Source organism: Affinundibacterium danionis (assembly GCF_042432465.1).
In the GTDB taxonomy this organism is placed as follows: Bacteria; Pseudomonadota; Gammaproteobacteria; order Burkholderiales; family Burkholderiaceae_D; genus Undibacterium; species Undibacterium danionis.
On sequence record NZ_JBHLXJ010000015.1, the window covers coordinates 203,194 to 220,241 of the forward strand.

Annotated in this window: 18 protein-coding genes; 12 read left to right on the plus strand and 6 right to left on the minus strand. The window is 46.1% G+C overall.

Annotated elements, in window-relative coordinates; genetic code table 11:
• Positions 1 to 141: 141 nt before the first annotated feature.
• From ACFFJH_RS14210 to ACFFJH_RS14230, 5 genes are all read left to right on the plus strand, one after another.
• Positions 142 to 753: a sigma-70 family RNA polymerase sigma factor gene (locus ACFFJH_RS14210; RefSeq protein WP_390213519.1), complete on the plus strand. Its 612-nt coding sequence runs from the start codon at positions 142 to 144 to the stop codon at positions 751 to 753.
• Positions 750 to 1,502, plus strand: coding sequence for an anti-sigma factor (locus ACFFJH_RS14215; RefSeq protein ID WP_390213520.1), 753 nt, complete (start codon positions 750 to 752; stop codon positions 1,500 to 1,502). Before ACFFJH_RS14210 ends, ACFFJH_RS14215 begins: the two co-directional genes overlap by 4 nt.
• 445 nt (positions 1,503 to 1,947) lie before the next feature.
• Positions 1,948 to 2,757: a DUF3034 family protein gene (locus tag ACFFJH_RS14220; RefSeq protein WP_390213638.1), complete on the plus strand. Its 810-nt coding sequence runs from the start codon at positions 1,948 to 1,950 to the stop codon at positions 2,755 to 2,757.
• Between the two features lie 69 nt (positions 2,758 to 2,826).
• Positions 2,827 to 3,282 (plus strand): group I truncated hemoglobin, encoded by a 456-nt coding sequence (locus tag ACFFJH_RS14225; protein ID WP_390213521.1) that lies wholly within the window; start codon positions 2,827 to 2,829, stop codon positions 3,280 to 3,282.
• 82 nt (positions 3,283 to 3,364) lie between these two features.
• Positions 3,365 to 3,964 (plus strand): sigma-70 family RNA polymerase sigma factor, encoded by a 600-nt coding sequence (locus ACFFJH_RS14230; RefSeq protein ID WP_390213522.1) that lies wholly within the window; start codon positions 3,365 to 3,367, stop codon positions 3,962 to 3,964.
• Between the two features lie 15 nt (positions 3,965 to 3,979).
• Here the strand turns inward: ACFFJH_RS14230 and ACFFJH_RS14235 are convergent, their stop codons facing one another.
• The 4 genes from ACFFJH_RS14235 to ACFFJH_RS14250 form a co-directional block, all read right to left on the minus strand.
• Positions 3,980 to 4,909 (minus strand): lipid A-modifier LpxR family protein, encoded by a 930-nt coding sequence (locus tag ACFFJH_RS14235; protein WP_390213523.1) that lies wholly within the window; start codon positions 4,907 to 4,909, stop codon positions 3,980 to 3,982.
• A gap of 202 nt (positions 4,910 to 5,111) precedes the next feature.
• Positions 5,112 to 5,909, minus strand: a complete 798-nt coding sequence (locus ACFFJH_RS14240) for an alpha/beta fold hydrolase (RefSeq protein ID WP_390213524.1) — start codon at positions 5,907 to 5,909, stop codon at positions 5,112 to 5,114.
• 60 nt (positions 5,910 to 5,969) lie between these two features.
• Positions 5,970 to 8,486, minus strand: a complete 2,517-nt coding sequence (locus tag ACFFJH_RS14245; RefSeq protein ID WP_390213525.1) for a DNA internalization-related competence protein ComEC/Rec2 — start codon at positions 8,484 to 8,486, stop codon at positions 5,970 to 5,972.
• 6 nt (positions 8,487 to 8,492) lie between these two features.
• Positions 8,493 to 9,311, minus strand: a complete 819-nt coding sequence (locus tag ACFFJH_RS14250; protein WP_390213526.1) for a TatD family hydrolase — start codon at positions 9,309 to 9,311, stop codon at positions 8,493 to 8,495.
• Positions 9,312 to 9,517: 206 nt separating this feature from the next.
• Between ACFFJH_RS14250 and ACFFJH_RS14255 the strand changes: the two genes are divergently transcribed.
• On the plus strand, positions 9,518 to 9,826 hold the full coding sequence (locus ACFFJH_RS14255; protein WP_390213527.1) for a DUF1272 domain-containing protein: 309 nt from the start codon (positions 9,518 to 9,520) through the stop codon (positions 9,824 to 9,826).
• A 177-nt stretch (positions 9,827 to 10,003) separates the two neighbouring features.
• On the plus strand, positions 10,004 to 10,924 hold the full coding sequence (locus ACFFJH_RS14260) for an EamA family transporter (protein WP_390213528.1): 921 nt from the start codon (positions 10,004 to 10,006) through the stop codon (positions 10,922 to 10,924).
• Positions 10,925 to 10,929: 5 nt separating this feature from the next.
• Here ACFFJH_RS14260 and ACFFJH_RS14265 read toward each other — a convergent pair whose 3' ends face one another.
• Positions 10,930 to 11,508 (minus strand): hypothetical protein, encoded by a 579-nt coding sequence (locus ACFFJH_RS14265; protein WP_390213529.1) that lies wholly within the window; start codon positions 11,506 to 11,508, stop codon positions 10,930 to 10,932.
• Positions 11,509 to 11,746: 238 nt separating this feature from the next.
• On the opposite strand from ACFFJH_RS14265, the gene ACFFJH_RS14270 reads away from it, so the two are divergent.
• The 5 genes from ACFFJH_RS14270 to cydX all read left to right on the plus strand — a co-directional run bounded on the left by ACFFJH_RS14270 (position 11,747) and on the right by cydX (position 15,706).
• Positions 11,747 to 12,325, plus strand: coding sequence for a GbsR/MarR family transcriptional regulator (locus ACFFJH_RS14270; RefSeq protein ID WP_390213531.1), 579 nt, complete (start codon positions 11,747 to 11,749; stop codon positions 12,323 to 12,325).
• 15 nt (positions 12,326 to 12,340) lie between these two features.
• Positions 12,341 to 12,577: a cytochrome oxidase putative small subunit CydP gene (cydP, locus tag ACFFJH_RS14275; protein WP_390213532.1), complete on the plus strand. Its 237-nt coding sequence runs from the start codon at positions 12,341 to 12,343 to the stop codon at positions 12,575 to 12,577.
• A 29-nt stretch (positions 12,578 to 12,606) separates the two neighbouring features.
• The gene (locus ACFFJH_RS14280) at positions 12,607 to 14,208 is read left to right on the plus strand and encodes a cytochrome ubiquinol oxidase subunit I (protein WP_390213533.1); all 1,602 of its coding nucleotides are present in this window, start codon (positions 12,607 to 12,609) and stop codon (positions 14,206 to 14,208) included.
• A 181-nt stretch (positions 14,209 to 14,389) separates the two neighbouring features.
• The gene (gene cydB, locus ACFFJH_RS14285; protein ID WP_390213535.1) at positions 14,390 to 15,529 is read left to right on the plus strand and encodes a cytochrome d ubiquinol oxidase subunit II; all 1,140 of its coding nucleotides are present in this window, start codon (positions 14,390 to 14,392) and stop codon (positions 15,527 to 15,529) included.
• A gap of 18 nt (positions 15,530 to 15,547) precedes the next feature.
• Positions 15,548 to 15,706, plus strand: a complete 159-nt coding sequence (gene cydX, locus ACFFJH_RS14290) for a cytochrome bd-I oxidase subunit CydX (protein ID WP_390213536.1) — start codon at positions 15,548 to 15,550, stop codon at positions 15,704 to 15,706.
• Between the two features lie 77 nt (positions 15,707 to 15,783).
• On the opposite strand, the gene ACFFJH_RS14295 is transcribed toward cydX, so the two are convergent.
• Positions 15,784 to 16,899 (minus strand): C1 family peptidase, encoded by a 1,116-nt coding sequence (locus tag ACFFJH_RS14295; RefSeq protein ID WP_390213537.1) that lies wholly within the window; start codon positions 16,897 to 16,899, stop codon positions 15,784 to 15,786.
• Between the last annotated feature and the right edge of the window lie 149 nt (positions 16,900 to 17,048).

Here is a 17,048-nt window from a genome sequence, read left to right on the forward strand (position 1 = left end):
CGAATAATTTGAATTCAACTTTTTGCATCCGATTCTCCTTCTTCGCCGTATAAGTTTACACAAACCGCTAACCTACCCTTTAGCACCATTCGTTTGTACACATTGGTAATCAACTCACTTAGGCAAAAAAAAGGAATTCTCTTGGCAAATTCATCCACCCCCTCCAAAGCGCTCGATCCAGCGCAAATGCATCTTTGGCTGCTAGCAGTCGCCAAGCAAGACGCTCAAGCCTTCCGCTCTCTCTATGAAGTGAGCTCGCCAAAACTGTTTGGATTTGTCATGCGTATTTTGCAGCAACGCGAATTGGCAGAAGAAGTCTTGCAAGAAAGCTTCGTCAACATTTGGAACAACGCCTCCAGTTATCAAGCCAGTCTGGCATCACCGATGACATGGATGACGACGATAGTGCGCAACCGTGCTTTTGATTTGTTGCGAAAATTAAATAATGGCCAACACCTCAATTTCAGCTACGATACCGATACATTCGAAACCGAAGTCTGGCAAGCAATGGAAAGCCAAGATGCAACGCCTATACAAGCCTTAGAACTCAGTCAAGACGCCGCGTCTCTAGCGCGTTGCATGTCGCGCTTGGAAGGTCTACACAGACAAGCCATGAGTTTGGCGTATTTCCACGATTTATCTCACAGCGAAGTGGCAGAACAAATGCAGCTTCCTATGGGCACCGTCAAAAGCTGGATACGTCGTGGACTCGAAAAACTCAAAGTCTGCTTAAGTAAAGGAGCGTTGGCATGAACATCCAGCATAACCAACATCTACAACATAAGTTAGCCGCCGAATTTGTACTCGGCACCTTGCGTGGCGGCGCACGCCGTCGTTTTAATACCTGGTTACAAACCGATCCCCACCTACAACAAATCGTCAGAGAATGGCAGGCTCATTTAATGCCGATGATGGAATTTTCCACAGCCAAAGTGCCACAGGCGCAGGTCTGGAACAATATAGAAAAGCAACTCAAACTCGGCGCAGAGCGAAGTCAAAAAGCAGTCTTTCAATTTCTACATGAGTTGAAATTTTGGCGCGGCCTTAGCATGATCGCGAGTGCCGCTCTCATCTTAGTCGCATTATTTGTCCTCAAACCGCAAGACAACGGTCTGCCAGCCGAGATGTATGTCGCGACTTTATCCGATGAGAAAGCCCAACCCATCGCCATCATTTCCAGTGATAGCAAACGTCGTCAGGTCTTACTACGTTTCGTCAACCGACCACAAGTAGCAAGCAACCAGAGTTTAGAACTTTGGTCCATCTCGAAAGAAGGTAAGGTACGATCTTTGGGTCTGGTCGATCAGGCCAGTAACGTAGGCAATGGAGCCAATACGACAGATAAAAGCGGTGAAATTCTGCGAATTAATTTACCAGAAGGCGTCGCTAACGATACCCCGCAACTTCTGGCGATTTCATTAGAGCCGAAAGGTGGTTCGGGTAATCCTGAAAAACCTAGTGGACCGATTTTATTTAAAGGCAATTGGCTGAAAACGGTCTAACAAAGACCATAAAACCTTTATAAGTACTCACCAAGACATCCCTACTTTCTAACTTGGAAGGTAGGGATTTTTTTAATTCCTCGCTCTCATCATCTATTAATAAATTCCACATTTGATTATTTTCAAAAAAATTTCACTTTTTCTGAAAATAGTTGCTTCCGTTCTGGAACGCCCTTCGTATAAGTCAATAACAGCAATCATTAGTTAATCGCAATTGCTTGCGCAATTCGAATTAATAAGCATTGTCTGCCTAACTATGTATTCGCACCACAGCGCAACATTATCAATAAGCACAACCTAGGGAGTCACCATGTCTCATTTTATTTTTGGCGGTATTTCACGCTGCACTAAGAACACTAAACACAAAACCAGCAAACTCATCCTCCTCGCCAGTTTAGGTTTAGGCTTTCAAATTGCGCATGCTCAAGATTCACTCACCCCAGATATGGGTAAGTTGACTGCGACCGGTGGCGTCAGTCAAGTTGAAGGTGCAGGTGGCGGTGGCTTAACGCCTTGGGCTTTGATTACTGGCTACGGCACACGTGACAGCTATGGCGCAAACATCCATTACACGCAGGCCAATACACAAGACTACAGTTTAAAAACCTATGGTGCTGCGATTGGGATCGCGGATCGTGTTGAGTTTTCACTCGCTAAACAAGAATTCACTGGCAGCCTCGCGCCTTTAAACGCGCTCAATTTACAGCAAGACATTTTCGGTATTAAAGTCAAATTAGCTGGCGATGCAGTCTATGATCAAGCCGGCTGGATGCCGCAGATTGCCGCCGGCGTGCAATACAAACGTGATGCACGCATCGGTGGTTTGGGCGCGCTAGGTGTAACGAGCGTGAAGCAATTGGGCGGGAAAGACGATCGCGGTGTTGACTACTACGTGTCCGCAACCAAGATTTATTTGGCGCAAAGCCTATTAGTGAACGGCACATTACGTGCGACTAAAGCGAATCAAATGGGATTACTCGGTTTTGGCGGTGACAAAAAAGACCAATACCAAGCGCAATTAGAAGGCTCTATCGCTTACCTGATCAATCGCAAATTAGTGGTCGGTGCTGAATACCGAATGAAGCCGCGCAATCTGGGCGTCGATAACGAGAAAGATTTGTCAGACGTTTTTGTCGCTTACTTCCCCACCAAGAATTTCTCAGTCACCGCCGCCTACGTGCAATTGGGCGATATCACTATTTTCAATCCTAAGACACAGCGTGGCTGGTACCTCTCGCTGCAAGCTGGATTTTAATTTCGAAACTTTTTGCTTTCATCATTTTTACTACTAAGCACTTCATCTAATTTACAGAAAGAACCGATCATGAAAAACTTACTTCAATCTAGCTTGGCAAAATTTTTGACCATTGCAGGATTTGCATTGTGCGCCTGTTTCTCGGCAAATGCCCAAACCATCGACAAAGACGACAGTATTTATCAAGGCTTAGGTAAAAAAGAAGGTATCACCAAAATCGTCAATGACTTTGTTCCTATGATTTTGGCGGATCAACGCATCGCACACTTCTTTTCCAAAATCAAAAAAGAAGAATTTTCTGAACTACTCGTTGCTCAATTTTGTGAGCTAGCTGGTGGCCCATGCCAATACAAAGGTCGCGACATGTACGAATCTCATCAAGGCATGGGAATCAGCAATGCCCACTTCAATGCCTTAGCGGAAGACCTGCAGATGGCCATGGAAAAGAATGATATTCCTTCGTCCATATCCAACCGATTAGTCGCCAAACTCGCGCCTATGCAACGCCCTATCGTCAGTAAATAACTCTCTAAAACCGAATCGTGTTCTTGCTGACGAGACGCATGATCAGCAAGAACACCTATGCATATCGTACTTTGAAATCACCATGTCCAAGCATCTTACTTCGGCTATCAGCCTCAACGTACATCAACAATTAATAGCCTTACGGCCGCAACTCTTACGTTTTGCTAGGCAAAGAATTAGTGATGAAGCTGTCGCCGAAGACACAGTACAAGAAACGCTCTTGGCTGTTTTAGAACATCCTGACCGTTACGCTGGCAAATCCTCGTTATCGACCTATGTGATCAGTATTTTAAAATTCAAAATCATTGATGATTTTCGTCGAAAACTGCGCAGCGCAAGCTATACCAGCAATTGGTCTGAGGAAGATTTATCGGATACGCCAAACATGTACGCGGAACAAGAAAGTTTTTCTAAAATTCGTTATGGCATTACCCAGAGTAGCTTGTGCTCGCCATCCAATCCTCTTGTGGAATTAGAGCAAAAAAATTTCTTTACTCAACTAGAGATCGCCTTGCACGACTTGCCATCTAAAAGCGCTCGTGCCTTTACTTTATCTGATTGCATGGAGCTAGAGAGTGCAGAAATTTGTGAAGAACTCGGTATTACTAAAAATAATTTAATGGTTTCTGTGCATAGAGCGCGACAAGCATTGCGCAGCGCCCTTGTGCACTTACAGAACTAAACTACGGAGCTAAACCTACATCGCATACCTGACTTGCAATTTAGCGAAATTCTGCGCACCTTTCGCATTCGACAATTCTTTTATTTCAGAGCCGCGACGCACAACCGAAGCATAAAATCCCCAAGTATCGCCGCTATATTGGTAACCGAATTCAATCTCAGGCACCGTGCGATTAGGCTTAACGACTAACTTTTGATCACGAAAATATCCACCTTGCAAACTCGCGTTATAGCCAACTATTTTTAATTCTGCGCGACTAAAAATAAAGCTACCTGGCGTATCGACACTGCTATTTAATCGTCCATAACGCCATGTCACCTCAGCCTTCGCATCCGTAAAAATATTACCGACGCGTGCTTTAAATCGACTGCCCAAATCCGAATCTGCACTCAACTTCCACGAAGCAGGGCTAACTTCTGCATGAAGTACCGCGCCCCATTCTTGTTTTAATTGAGTGTTCCATGCTTGAGGTAAAGGCTGATTAAACAGTCTATGCAAGTTTGTTTGCGTCCATTCCCCTCCAGCACAAGGTCCTAAGCAACCGAGATCCAAGCCAACTTTCGTTGCACTGCCATCTGAATTTTGAACCTCTTTAAACATACCGGCATACAACCAGGCGGCATATGGATGATCAAATTTATTAATCTGTTCAGGTCGTAATTTAATATCCGATGCCGTGTACAAATCTTGCCCGACGTGCCAAGCATAGGTGATGCTTTGTCGTGGAGTCGCAAAAATATTGCGCACGATTATATGATTGCCACTGGTATAAAAACCATCATCTCGATTTAACAATAAACTGTCATTTTCCACATCGAGCGTCACACTAGTGCGGCCTTGCGTCTGCACTTTTTGGTACTCTTGCATAGACGGAAAAAAGTCTTGTGCTTGCGCTTGAGCAGCCACGGCGAGCAAAGAGATAAAAGTAGTAAGGGCTGTACGCATAGTCAAATGGAAGATCCTGTTTATTCAGAAAAATATTAAGCAAAAAGTAGGAAAACGATAGTGCTAGCTTGCGCCATGCGCACCATCACATTCGACACTTTTGCCGACCGAATCGGTGCGCGCGGTGCACCCTAGTTTATTTTACGCGAATATTTCTATCGAACGCATGACATAGAGAGAATTCCCTCTACAACTCCATCAATCACTTTGCTAACAATCTTTGTAGCATCGCGTGACATGCTTGTGCCGTCTTCTCTGGCATTTCCATAGGCAGCAGGTGACCTGCTGGGAGTTGCACAAAATACTCAGCACACATTTTACGTGTCGCGGCCAAGCCGCCTTGACGACACTCTACTGATTCTGTGCCGCCCACAAAACCTATAGGCACACGTAAACCACGACGCGCAATAGGTCCCAAATTACTGGGTAAGGTAAGGTAAATTGCGGTTTCTATTTCACGGGTAAATTTTAAACTGATGCCTTCAGGATGCGCTTGCGTACCTGCATCGATATAATCTTGGAGGACTTCGGGGGGCCAGATCGCGAACTTCTCTTTCGACGAAAAATGTTCGAAGGCTTCTTGCTTATCGCGCCAAAGCATGCGACGTTTGACTGAAAATTGTGCGGGTGAATATTTTTCCAGAAGACCTAAAGCGCGGAAGGTTTTCACAAAGAGTGAACGCCAACCTGTAACCACAGGCGAATCAATCATCAACACGCAACGCACCAGATCAGGTCTGCGACTCGCTGCCATCAAGGACAAAATACCGCCCAAGGAATGCCCCAGTAAAATCACTGGCTCTTGGTAATTTTTCTGCAAAGTATCAATTAATTCTTGTACCAAAAAAGGCCAATTAGCGGTCACAGGATAATCGGGATTATGCCCATGCATGTCTAAAGCATGAATTTCATAATGCGGCTGCAATTGCTCAAACATCTGACGATAAGTCCCGGCGGGAAAACTATTGCCGTGACAAAAATGAACTATGGGTTTGGACATAAATACAGCTTCACAATAAAGTTGAGTGTGACTCATCAAAAATGACGCGACGCTTACGCCTTATTGGCCGTACCAATATCGCGCATGGTCTTTGCGATACTCATCCGCCGTGTTGTTGACTTTGATAGCGCTGCCAAATTGTAATGTGATTGCACCGCTTGTGTCCGTCCTTAGAGGCTTTATTCCAAAATCCAAATAACGTTGCATTACTTCAGGTTTAGGATGTTGATAACGATTTAGATAGCCAACTTGAAACAAAGCGAGTTCAGGTTTGACTGCGAGTAAGAATGGAGTGGTGGACGACGTACCACTGCCGTGATGCGGCGCCAGTAAAACGTCGGCTTTCAACTTAGGTGCAATACTATTGACTAATTCGTCTTCTTGTATTGCTTCGACATCGCCAGCTAATAATAAGCTGTGTGTTTTGGTTGAAATTTTTAAAGTACAACTGAGTGCATTGCTCTTCCACTTGCTACTGGTATAAATCACTGGTACAGGATGCAAGATTTCAAATTCTACTCCATCCCAATTCCACGATTGTCCGGCCTGACAGCGCTGGTGTTGACTACTGGCTAAGACGATAGCATGGGTAGAAACTAGAGATGAAGTGACTTGCGGTATATCCAGATTTTGCATCAAACTTAACGCACCACCGGAATGGTCATTATCACTATGGCTAATCATTAACTGATCGAGTTGATGAATGCCGCGTGCTTGAAAATAAGGGAGCAATACGCGAGTTCCCGTATTAGTTTCCGCTGACAAGCCTGGCCCCGTATCGTACAGCATACGATGTTTAGCGGTCTCAATCAGCACCGCACTTCCCTGCCCTACATCAAACACGGTCGCTCGCATATGACCAAATTCAGGGGCGCTGACCGGCTGCAATAACAAAGGTAAACAACAGATCAAGCCCAGCAAACGCACAGGCCATCCACGCGGCATCAACAACCAACATATCCCCGCCATCGCTAACGTGAACGTCCACCATGATGGAATAGGTGCGCTCCAAACTGCCCAAGCGTTTCTGCTCAAAATAGTTAAGAATTGCGCCAGTAAGTTGATTAATCCATGTGCCGAGGCCAATAAATAATCAGAAAATGGTGCAGGCAAAATACTTCCCAACAAAGCCAAAGGCGTCACCACAAAACTCACTAGAGGAATAGCGATCGCATTCGCAATCGGACTGATTAGCGAAACCTGCGCGAATAAGAGCAAACTTAGAGGGACTAATCCCATCGTCACTGCATATTGAGCGCGACCAGCGAGATGCAATTTTTCTTTAATCGCATGCCATCTGATTTGCCATTTATTCATAGCTCGCAAATCATCCTTTGTCTCTATAGAGAAAGTGTAACGACCCAAAGAAACAAAAAGCAAAACAGCCACTGCAGCAAACGACAAATAAAAACCCGGAGACAATACGGCCCACGGATCAAGCAACAATACCAGCCCCAATGCGATGCACAAAATATGACTAATACTAGCGGTGCGCCCACTCCAAACGGCGATGGCGACCACGCTCAACATCCAAAGCGTGCGCTGTGCTGGCACACCAAAACCGGCCAACGCAACGTAGAAGAAAGCCGCGACCACACCAGCGAGTGCGGCCACTTTGGGTGCAGGTGAACGCAAGGGTAATTGCGCTTGTGTAAAAAAAGAATGCCGCCACAGGTAATACATCAGCGAAGCAAAAATGCCCGCGATCATCGTGATATGCAAACCAGAAATCGAAATTAAATGTCCGATCCCAGTACGATTAAAAATCTGCCAATCACTTTGCGCAATATCTCTTTGATCGCCAATCACCAAGGCGACAATTACGCCTGCATAAGTCGCCTCGCCTAATGTAGACATAATTTTTTCGCGCAAATGATAACGTGCGCGTTGGTTCAGATTGTGCAGGCTCCAAACAAACTCTTGTTGCACTGGGTGTGAAGCCGATGTCGTAATTTCTGTAGCGCTCACGTTGATATTGCGCACAGAGCCAGTTGCACGTATGCCCTGCTCCAACAACCAAACCTCGTAATCGAAGCCATAGGGATTAGCATTACCATGAGGTCGCTTTAAACGCACGGTTAATTGCCAGCGCTGTCCAGGTCGCAGCTCAGTTGCCGCATTAGGATTCGACGGCTGGTCAAACCAAGCCAAACTCAGTTTGGTAGGGAGTTTATCTAATACAGCCACATCCTTAGCTATCAAATCGCCATTGATATGATACTTCTCCACCAAAAAATTAAACCGCACACCCTGCGGCACGCGGTTGGGTAAATTGTCGATGACACCAGTAATTTGCAGATCGCGATTTTCTAACGCTGAAGGTAGTTGTTCGCTTAAATAGTAATGCGCATAAAGCCCTGACCAAGCAAACCCCAGTGACACGGCAAAGAATATTGGTAAGCCTGCTTTCAGCAGCGGCAGACGCAGCAAGCCAGATAGCAGACTAGGCCGCGAAGACAAAGTTAGCAGCGACAAAAAGAAGAGTGGAACAATTAAATACGCCCATGACGGTAGCAATTGAGCCTGTTGCTGTAACAGCGCTACTCCAACCGCAAAACCGATCAGCGCCAGTCGCACAATTTCCTAACTCAAAACGACCTGCCCCGCCATGCGTGGCAAGACAGATAAAACATTCGCACTCGTTTGTTGTGCGGCTTCGGATAACGTGAGTAGTCGCAAACTGGCAAATTCGTGGCCAATTTGTACCAACTCACCCGGCGTATTGATACCCGGATGACACCAGCGGGGCGCGATGTCTGGCGCATCGGTTTCTAATACGATGCTGGACAAGGGTAAATCAGTGGCGAGACGCCGAATTTGTAAAGCACGGGTAAAAGTCATAGCGCCACCAAAGCCCAATTTAAATCCCAGATCAATGAAATGCTGCGCTTGCTGCACACTGCCATTGAAAGCATGTGCAATGCCGCCTTGAACCGGGATACGTCGCAAAAATTTTAATATTTTATCTTGTGATTTTCGCACATGTAACAGTACAGGCAAACCAAAATCTCGCGCGATTTTCAATTGTTCGCTATAAAAATACTCTTGCTTCTCTTTCAGTGGTGATTCACATAGCGCAGGCACAAAAAAATCTAAACCAATTTCACCGACCGCGACTAAACGCTTACCAGCCACAGTATCGTTGAGCAAACGAGCGATTTCTTCTCGCAAAAATTGCAGGTCTTGCTCCGCCGAAGTCGGGACATACATAGGATGTATGCCCAACGCAAAAAAACAATCTGCTCTTTGCGCGGCGAGTTGTTGAACTTTAGCAAAATTTGATTGATGCACGGCAGGTATCACAATCGCAGAGACGCCCATACGCGCCGCCTCATCAGCTAAATGTAAAGCTTGAGTCCCGAACTCAATGGCGTCGAGATGGCAATGGCTGTCTATCCACATAGCGTCAGATTACTTTCTTATATTTAGGGCGAATGTTGAACCGATTTCAAACTGATTTCGTACGAATTCTAAAATGAATCCATTCTACCGTAGCGGGACAAACCACCGAATACACTAACTGCTCTACTAGCGCTGTTGGCTCCAAAACACGCTTCGTTTTAGTCTATGTTAAGCTTGTCGCCTACCCACAAAAGTAGGATGCCATCATGTTAGCACTACGCCCCAACTGCGAGCACTGCAACAAAGATTTAGCACCAGATGCTTTAGACGCCCAAATCTGCTCTTACGAATGCACATTCTGCACCAACTGCGTCGAGCAGGTTCTGCACAATGTTTGCCCTAACTGTGGCGGTGGTTTTACACCACGTCCCATTCGTCCCGCACAGAATAGGAAAAACGGAAATTATCTAGACAAGGATCCAGCCAGCACCACACGTATTTGGAAACCTGTAGTGGCTGAAGCGCATACAGCCTTCATCAAAGGTCTAGAAATGATCCCAGCTCACTTGCGTTAGGGACGCACAAAAATCCCTAATCATCCAAGCACCAAAGCGCCAACAAAATCTGGCTAAATAAGCACAGAAAAAAATAGATGCGATAGAAAAATTTAGCCCACTTTGCACCTATGCAGCTAGACTATCTCAGTCTTCGTTTGATCCACCATATCAGCCTACTTTTGCCCTACCATCACTATGAGCCAAACCCAACTTAGTCCTCGCCATTTACTCACCGCCCTGATCGTCATTGTTTTATGGGGTATGAATTTTGTCGTGATTAAAGTCGGCTTGAAAGGCATACCACCTTTGCTATTGGGGGCTTTGCGCTTTGTCTTTGTCGCTTTTCCGGCTATCTTCTTTTTAGCTCGCCCCAAAGTTGAGCTCAAGTGGTTAATCGCCTATGCAGCAACCATTAGTTTTGCGCAATTTGCTTTTCTATTTTCTGCGATTGCCGTTGGCATGCCTGCTGGATTAGCGTCCTTGGTATTACAAGCCCAGGCATTCTTTACGGTAGGATTATCTGCCTTAGTGTTCGGCGACAAACTCAAAACCAGCAATGTACTCGGCATGCTGCTGGCCAGTGTGGGATTGGCCTTACTTGGCAGTGCCAGCATAGGTGTTCACGCGAGCGCAAGTCAGGTCAGTCTGGCAGGATTTGTACTCACGCTATGCGCAGCACTATCTTGGGCATGCGGCAATATCATCAGTAAAAAAATGGGGCAAGTTGGCATACTTAATCTGGTGGCATGGAGTGCCTTACTTCCCATCATTCCTTTTGTACTCATGTCTTGTTTGATCGATGGTAGCGCGGTGGTGCTAAGCAGCCTGCGCAACATCGACTTCAATTCCATGTTAGCGATACTCTACTTATCCGGTGCGGCCAGTTTGATTGGCTACACGCTGTGGGGGAAATTACTCACCACCCTGCCCACTCATGTGGTGGCACCGATGACCTTATTAGTACCAGTGGTGGGTTTATCTTCAGCATGGATACTTCTAGGTGAAGCCTTAAACCAAACCCAAATCCTCGGCGCACTGATCGTCATGGCTGGGCTTTTATTCAACGTGTTTGGCTACAAGCTGGTAGCTGCGTTTGCCCAATTCAGAAAATCTTGAGCCACTTAGTTATCTCGTTTTTGAATGTCATCCAACTCCGGCGTAAATCCCCATTGTGGACTGAGCAAAATCGCTAACACAGCTGCGACTGCAATCAAGATTGACAGCCATAAAGCAAGAGAGCTGTCGGCAACTCGATGTGGATAAATTTTTACCACAGCACCGAGGCCGATCAAATTACCACCGGCAACCAAGACGGCAGACGCATAGTCATGAAAACGCCGTGCCTTATTGGCACCGATTGCCCATTTTTGATGGGTGTTATAACTGGGCAAACTCTCATGCGCATCACCCAATTGTTCTAAAGCCGATAAAAAGCGGCGCAAATTAGTGATGGCGCGCTCTGCCTTGTAATTCAAAAAAGCCAAGCTTAAAGAGGCGACGGGAAAGCCCAGCATCAGCCATTCCACTGGCACTTCACCACGCGCTTCGCCAGATTTCAAAGCGACCAGCGCCGCCAATAAACTCACCACCAAGGTGACGTACAAAGCCAGCGCTTGCTGCCTTTGAGTAATTCTGGCATTGACCTCGTTATACGCTGCAATAAAACGGTAATTGGCATCCACCAAGGCTGTTTTAGACATAGTTAAGCTTTCAAAAGTAATGATGTCGCGACAAAAAATAGCATGCGGAATTATAAGCCTGATAACCGCAATCTGACTCATCAGTCCCAGTCCCGAATCCCATTTTGAGGCGTCGCCAGCAGAGATTTTTTAAACCTTCTATAATTTCATTAATTCGTGAAAATTCGGGAATTCCAGCAACATCAATAGAAACAACATCGACACCAACAACACCAGCAAATCAAAATCAAGGGAAACTATGGATAGCTTAAGCCCACTCACACAACGCTTCATTTTGCATTTCGGCGAAATGGGTAGCCGTTGGGGAATTAATCGCACCGTCGGACAAATGTATGCCCTGCTCTATGTCTTGGGCAAACCTTTAAATGCCGACGAGATTGCAGAACATCTCTCCTTCTCACGCTCGAATGTCAGTATGGGACTCAAGGAGTTACAAGCCTGGCGCCTAGTGAAATTGATGCACAAGCCGGGTGACCGACGTGAGTATTTTGAGCCGCCCAAAGATATCTGGGATATTTTCAAAGCCTTACTCGAAGAACGCCGTCGTCGCGAAATCGAACCAACCTTGTCAATGCTGCGTGATGCTTTATTAGAGAATCCAGCGTCCGAAGAAGACAAGCTAGCGCAAGAACGTATGCGTGAAATGTACCAGTTAATTGAACTATCAACGTCATGGTTCGACGACGTGCAACGTTTATCGCCAGAGACCTTGGCTTCGTTAATGAAGATGGGCTCGAAAGTGGGCAAGCTGCTTGATATTCGCGACAAGTTTCGTTTTGGTGCCAGCGATGATGCCGAACAAGACAACAAATCGTAAAGCGATGAGACGACCATGCTAGCCCTCTTAAGAAAAATCGCTCACACAGCGAAGCACAGACAGACCTCGACTGGGCTTCCACTGTGGTTGGAAATCAGTCTGATTCTTTGTCTGAAAGTGCTGGCTATTTTTGTTTTGTGGAAGCTATTTTTCTCACAGCCTAGCACCAAGAAAATGCGCTTGCCGACACCCGTGGTGGAACAACACCTGCTGTCCTCGTCAACACAACCTGCTCCCCCAAAAACTCCGTGATCTCCTTTTAAATTACACCAAGGAATACCATGAATCCGATAGAAGAAGTCGTCAACCTATCACGCCTACAGTTCGCGATTACCGCGATGTATCACTTTTTATTTGTCCCTCTGACACTCGGCTTATCGTGGATACTGGTAATTATGGAATCAGTCTACGTCATGACAGGGCGTGAGATTTATCGCGATATGACTAAGTTCTGGGGCAAGCTATTTGCCATTAATTTTGCGATGGGCGTGACCACCGGCATCACTTTAGAGTTTCAATTTGGCACCAACTGGTCTTACTACTCGCATTATGTAGGCGACATCTTCGGCACGCCTTTAGCGATTGAGGGCATGATGGCTTTCTTCTTAGAATCAAGCTTCGTCGGACTGATGTTCTTCGGCTGGAATCGTTTATCCAAACAAGCCCATCTTGGCGTCACTTTCTTAGTCGCACTCGGTTCCAATTTATCAGCGCTTTGGATTTTAATCGCGAACGGCTGGATGAATAATCCCGTCGGTGCAGAATTTAATTATGAAACTATGCGCATGGAATTAGTCAGTATGACGCAGGTTATTTTCAATCCCGTCGCTCAAGTCAAGTTCGTTCACACCGTTGCCTCGGGCTATGTCGCGGCATCTTTATTTGTCTTAGGCGTTTCCTCTTACTACCTACTCAAAGCACGCGACACGGCATTTGCGATTCGCTCTTTTGCCATCGCAGCAGCATTTGGTTTAGCCTCCACTCTTTCGGTCATCGTTTTAGGTGATGAATCTGGCTATACCGCAGGTGAGGTGAATAAAGTCAAACTCGCGGCGATTGAAGCGGAATGGCATACCGAACCCGCACCTGCCCCGTTCACTGTCATCGGCCTGCCCAATGATGAAAAAGAACATACCGACTATGCCGTCAAAATCCCCTATCTGATGGGCATCATCGCGACCCGTTCTACCGATACCCAAGTCACCGGCATCAAAGATCTGAAACAAGAAAATCGCCTACGCATCATCAATGGCATGCAAGCCTACGATAAGCTGACCCAACTAAAAGCAGGTACATCGGCTGGCACGCTAAAAGGTGAGGCTTTAGAACAAGCGCGCGCCGAATTCAACATCTTAAAGCCCGACCTAGGTTATGGCTTGCTACTCAAAAAATACACGAACAATGTGGTAGACGCTACGCCAGAACAAATCACCAAAGCGGCCAACGACTCCATCCCCAAAGTGGCGCCATTATTCTTGGGATTTCGCTTGATGGTGGGATTAGGAATTTTATTCTTATTCATTTTTAGTGTGTCATTTTACTTCTTGATTCGTCGTCGTTTAGCCAAACATCGTTGGCTACTTAAATTAGCGCTATTTAGTATTCCCCTACCTTGGGTTGCGATAGAAACTGGGTGGTTTGTTGCTGAATACGGCAGACAACCGTGGACGATCGCTGGCGTTTTACCCACTCATCTTTCGGCCTCAACGCGTACCGTGAATGATCTGAATTTTAGTTTAAGTGGCTTTGTGATTTTCTACACACTGCTCTTAATTGTGGAGCTGTATTTGATGTTCAAATATGCGCGGCTTGGACCTAGCGCTTTGCATACTGGGAAATATCATTTTGAGCTAGCGCGAAATGCTGATCCTAAATCTCTATGACATTAAGTTAAACGACCTCGTAGGGCGGGTGCAACCCGCGCTGCTCAGGAACTCGATAGGCTGGCGGCGCGGGTTGCACCCGCCCTACAATTTTATATCCTTAACTCAATGGCAGCGATCCTATTTCTGAGGCTAGAGGTTAAGCCTATACTAAAGTTGAATTTTAAAAAAAGGACATCGTATGTTTGACTATGAAACACTCAAAATTATCTGGTGGGGCTTCGTTGCGGTACTGCTAATTGGATTTGCTTTAATGGATGGCTTCGATTTTGGCGTCGGTATGCTTTTACCCATCATAGGAAAAAATGATGTGGAAAGACGCATTATGCTCAATAGCATAGGGCCAACTTGGGAAGGCAATCAAACCTGGTTCATCGCCGCAGGCGGCGCTTTATTTGCAGCTTGGCCGCTGGCTTACGCAGCGGCGTTTTCGGGTTTTTATGTGGCCTTGATGCTACTCTTATTTTCACTATTCTTTCGCCCTGTGGGTTTTGATTACCGTAGCAAAATTGCAGACACTCGTTGGCGCGCAACTTGGGATTGGCTGTTGTTTGTAGGTGGCTTTGTACCGCCACTGATTTTTGGCATTGCCTTTGGTAATTTATTGCTCGGCGTGCCGTTCTACTACGATGGCGATATGCGACTTGCTTATCAAGGTGGCCTCATAGAATTGCTTAATCCATTTGGCTTACTGGCAGGAGTCTTGAGCGTGGCGATGCTGTGTATGCATGGCGCGGCATTTTTGATCACTAAAACCAACGGTGCATTGGCACAGCGTGCTAGGCATAGTTTGATCATTGCAGCGGGTGTGACTGTCATTTGCTTTGCGGTTAGTGGTTTAGTGATTGCCAAACAGGTAGAAGGATTCCGCATTCTGAGTATGCCGGATACCAACTCCGCATTTATGCCTGTCGCAAAAATAGTCAGCCGTGCGAATGGTGCATGGCTAGATAACTATTCGCATTGGTCTTGGTTATGGTGCGTACCCACTATTGCCTTCAGCGCCGTACTCGCCAGCGTCTTTCTCACAATACACCGTCACGCTGTCAGTGCATTTATCGCCAGTGGAATTGCTGTCACGGCCATCATTCTGACGGCAGGCTTGTCCATGTTTCCGTTTGTGATGCCGTCGTCTATCAATCCGAACAGCAGTTTGACGGCGTGGGATGTCGTCGCTAGCCACAAGAGTCTGGGTATTATGTTTTGGGTGGTCGTGATCTTCTTACCGATCATCATGATGTATACCGCTTGGATCTACCGCGTCATGCGAGGCAAGATTGATGAGCAGCACATCGTAGAGCATCAGCACTCTGCTTATTAATTTAAATTAGGAGTTTATATGTGGTATTTCAACTGGATATTAGGGATAGGACTGGCGCTGGCTTTTGGTATTATTAATGTCATGTGGCTAGAGGCCAACTATGCATTTGGCGAACGCGATGAAGCGGCAACGCAAGAGCGATTTGAGTTATCGCGTCAAGATGAGGAAGGCGCATAGGAAAAATACGGCTTTGTGCGAAATAAAACCCGCGCCGATACAGCTCTTCGGTGCGGGTTTTTAGTAGTTTTTAGTAGTTACTTGATCCCAGCTTTACTACGAATGTCCGCAGGAATAGCATCTTTGTGAACCATGAAATAAATCGTCTTCATCTTGACGTAATTTTTACTCATGTGCAGATGGCCTTCGAAGGGACCACTACTACGACCATAACTATTCTTGGTTAAGAAAAATTGATTACCTTTTTCATCTTTGCTCAATCCGACGATATGCATACTGTGATCGTCGGTACTACGCCAATCATCAAAAGCTTCTTGACGAGCGGCCTGCGTCACTTCACCGCTCTCGTCTTCTAACATCGCATAGCCTTCTTTGACATTAAAGCCTTTTTCACTGGTATCGCCGCCCCAAGAAATAGTAAAACCCTTAGTCAAAGCATTGGTCATAATCCGTTCCATATCTGCTAACGGTACGTTCAAATAACGGCTATCGTGCGACCAATTGTCTGGGATCTCTAGGCGCATACGTTGATAAAATGGGTGGTGGCTAAAGCTTGTCACTTCTACATAGTCTTCCGGTTTTAACTTTAACACCTGATCGCGGAAAGATTGCGGTGTGTATACCTTGCCTTCGAATACAAAATTTTCAGGTGGTTTCCCGATGTACGCATCTAAAATGCCATTAAACGCGGCGCGCCAAGATTTACTTGGGCGACCACCTTTAATCACCGCATCCAGAAAAGCTTTTGACGTCAACGCCAACTCTGCATGATCAAGACGAGTTTCGCCTTCTTTCAAACCTGTGAAATTGACTTTAGGAACCGCACCGTAAAGACGTAACATTTCCATGGCGTCGTGATTATTACCACCTTCCCAAAACGTAGCTTTACCCTGGACGCGCAAATAAGCATCTGCTTTCAGTGGATAAGCGTGGCGCACACCAAATACTTCAGACAATTCAATCAATTTGCCGCCCAAACGCACGACTTCACTCTCCATAAAAGACGCCGTCGCGAAATTCCAGCAGGTATTCGTTCTAGCCTGATCTTTAGCAGCGGTGCGCTGCGCCTCGACTTCGATAGTAAAGGTTTTCTTTGCTGTCACTGCGCTGGTGGGAGTAATTTGCTGAGCCAAGGTAGCAGTTGAGATCAAATACAGCGCGCTAATCAATACAACGGTATTCATTTTTTTCATGTCTCTTGCTCTTATTGTGAGGTTGGAAAAACGCTATGATAAAGGCATCACACTCGGATGGATAGTCCACTTAAGCGAAAACTCTATAGACAAAAATCTCTGGAACCGACTCAAACGCCAGCACTTCAAAGGCGCTGCGGCATCCTAGA

Excerpts from the sequence above, each read along its gene's own strand:
- ACFFJH_RS14270 (WP_390213531.1), top strand. The coding sequence starts at position 11,747 with ATGGATAGCTTAAGCCCACTCACACAACGCTTCATTTTGCATTTCGGC.
- ACFFJH_RS14260 (WP_390213528.1), top strand. The coding sequence starts at position 10,004 with ATGAGCCAAACCCAACTTAGTCCTCGCCATTTACTCACCGCCCTGATC.
- ACFFJH_RS14220 (WP_390213638.1), top strand. The coding sequence starts at position 1,948 with ATGGGTAAGTTGACTGCGACCGGTGGCGTCAGTCAAGTTGAAGGTGCA.
- ACFFJH_RS14230 (WP_390213522.1), top strand. The coding sequence starts at position 3,365 with ATGTCCAAGCATCTTACTTCGGCTATCAGCCTCAACGTACATCAACAA.
- cydB (WP_390213535.1), top strand. The coding sequence starts at position 14,390 with ATGTTTGACTATGAAACACTCAAAATTATCTGGTGGGGCTTCGTTGCG.
- ACFFJH_RS14280 (WP_390213533.1), top strand. The coding sequence starts at position 12,607 with ATGAATCCGATAGAAGAAGTCGTCAACCTATCACGCCTACAGTTCGCG.
- ACFFJH_RS14265 (WP_390213529.1), bottom strand. The coding sequence starts at position 11,508 with ATGTCTAAAACAGCCTTGGTGGATGCCAATTACCGTTTTATTGCAGCG.
- ACFFJH_RS14240 (WP_390213524.1), bottom strand. The coding sequence starts at position 5,909 with ATGTCCAAACCCATAGTTCATTTTTGTCACGGCAATAGTTTTCCCGCC.
- ACFFJH_RS14225 (WP_390213521.1), top strand. The coding sequence starts at position 2,827 with ATGAAAAACTTACTTCAATCTAGCTTGGCAAAATTTTTGACCATTGCA.
- ACFFJH_RS14295 (WP_390213537.1), bottom strand. The coding sequence starts at position 16,899 with ATGAAAAAAATGAATACCGTTGTATTGATTAGCGCGCTGTATTTGATC.
- ACFFJH_RS14250 (WP_390213526.1), bottom strand. The coding sequence starts at position 9,311 with ATGTGGATAGACAGCCATTGCCATCTCGACGCCATTGAGTTCGGGACT.
- cydP (WP_390213532.1), top strand. The coding sequence starts at position 12,341 with ATGCTAGCCCTCTTAAGAAAAATCGCTCACACAGCGAAGCACAGACAG.
- ACFFJH_RS14255 (WP_390213527.1), top strand. The coding sequence starts at position 9,518 with ATGTTAGCACTACGCCCCAACTGCGAGCACTGCAACAAAGATTTAGCA.
- ACFFJH_RS14215 (WP_390213520.1), top strand. The coding sequence starts at position 750 with ATGAACATCCAGCATAACCAACATCTACAACATAAGTTAGCCGCCGAA.
- ACFFJH_RS14235 (WP_390213523.1), bottom strand. The coding sequence starts at position 4,909 with ATGCGTACAGCCCTTACTACTTTTATCTCTTTGCTCGCCGTGGCTGCT.
- cydX (WP_390213536.1), top strand. The coding sequence starts at position 15,548 with ATGTGGTATTTCAACTGGATATTAGGGATAGGACTGGCGCTGGCTTTT.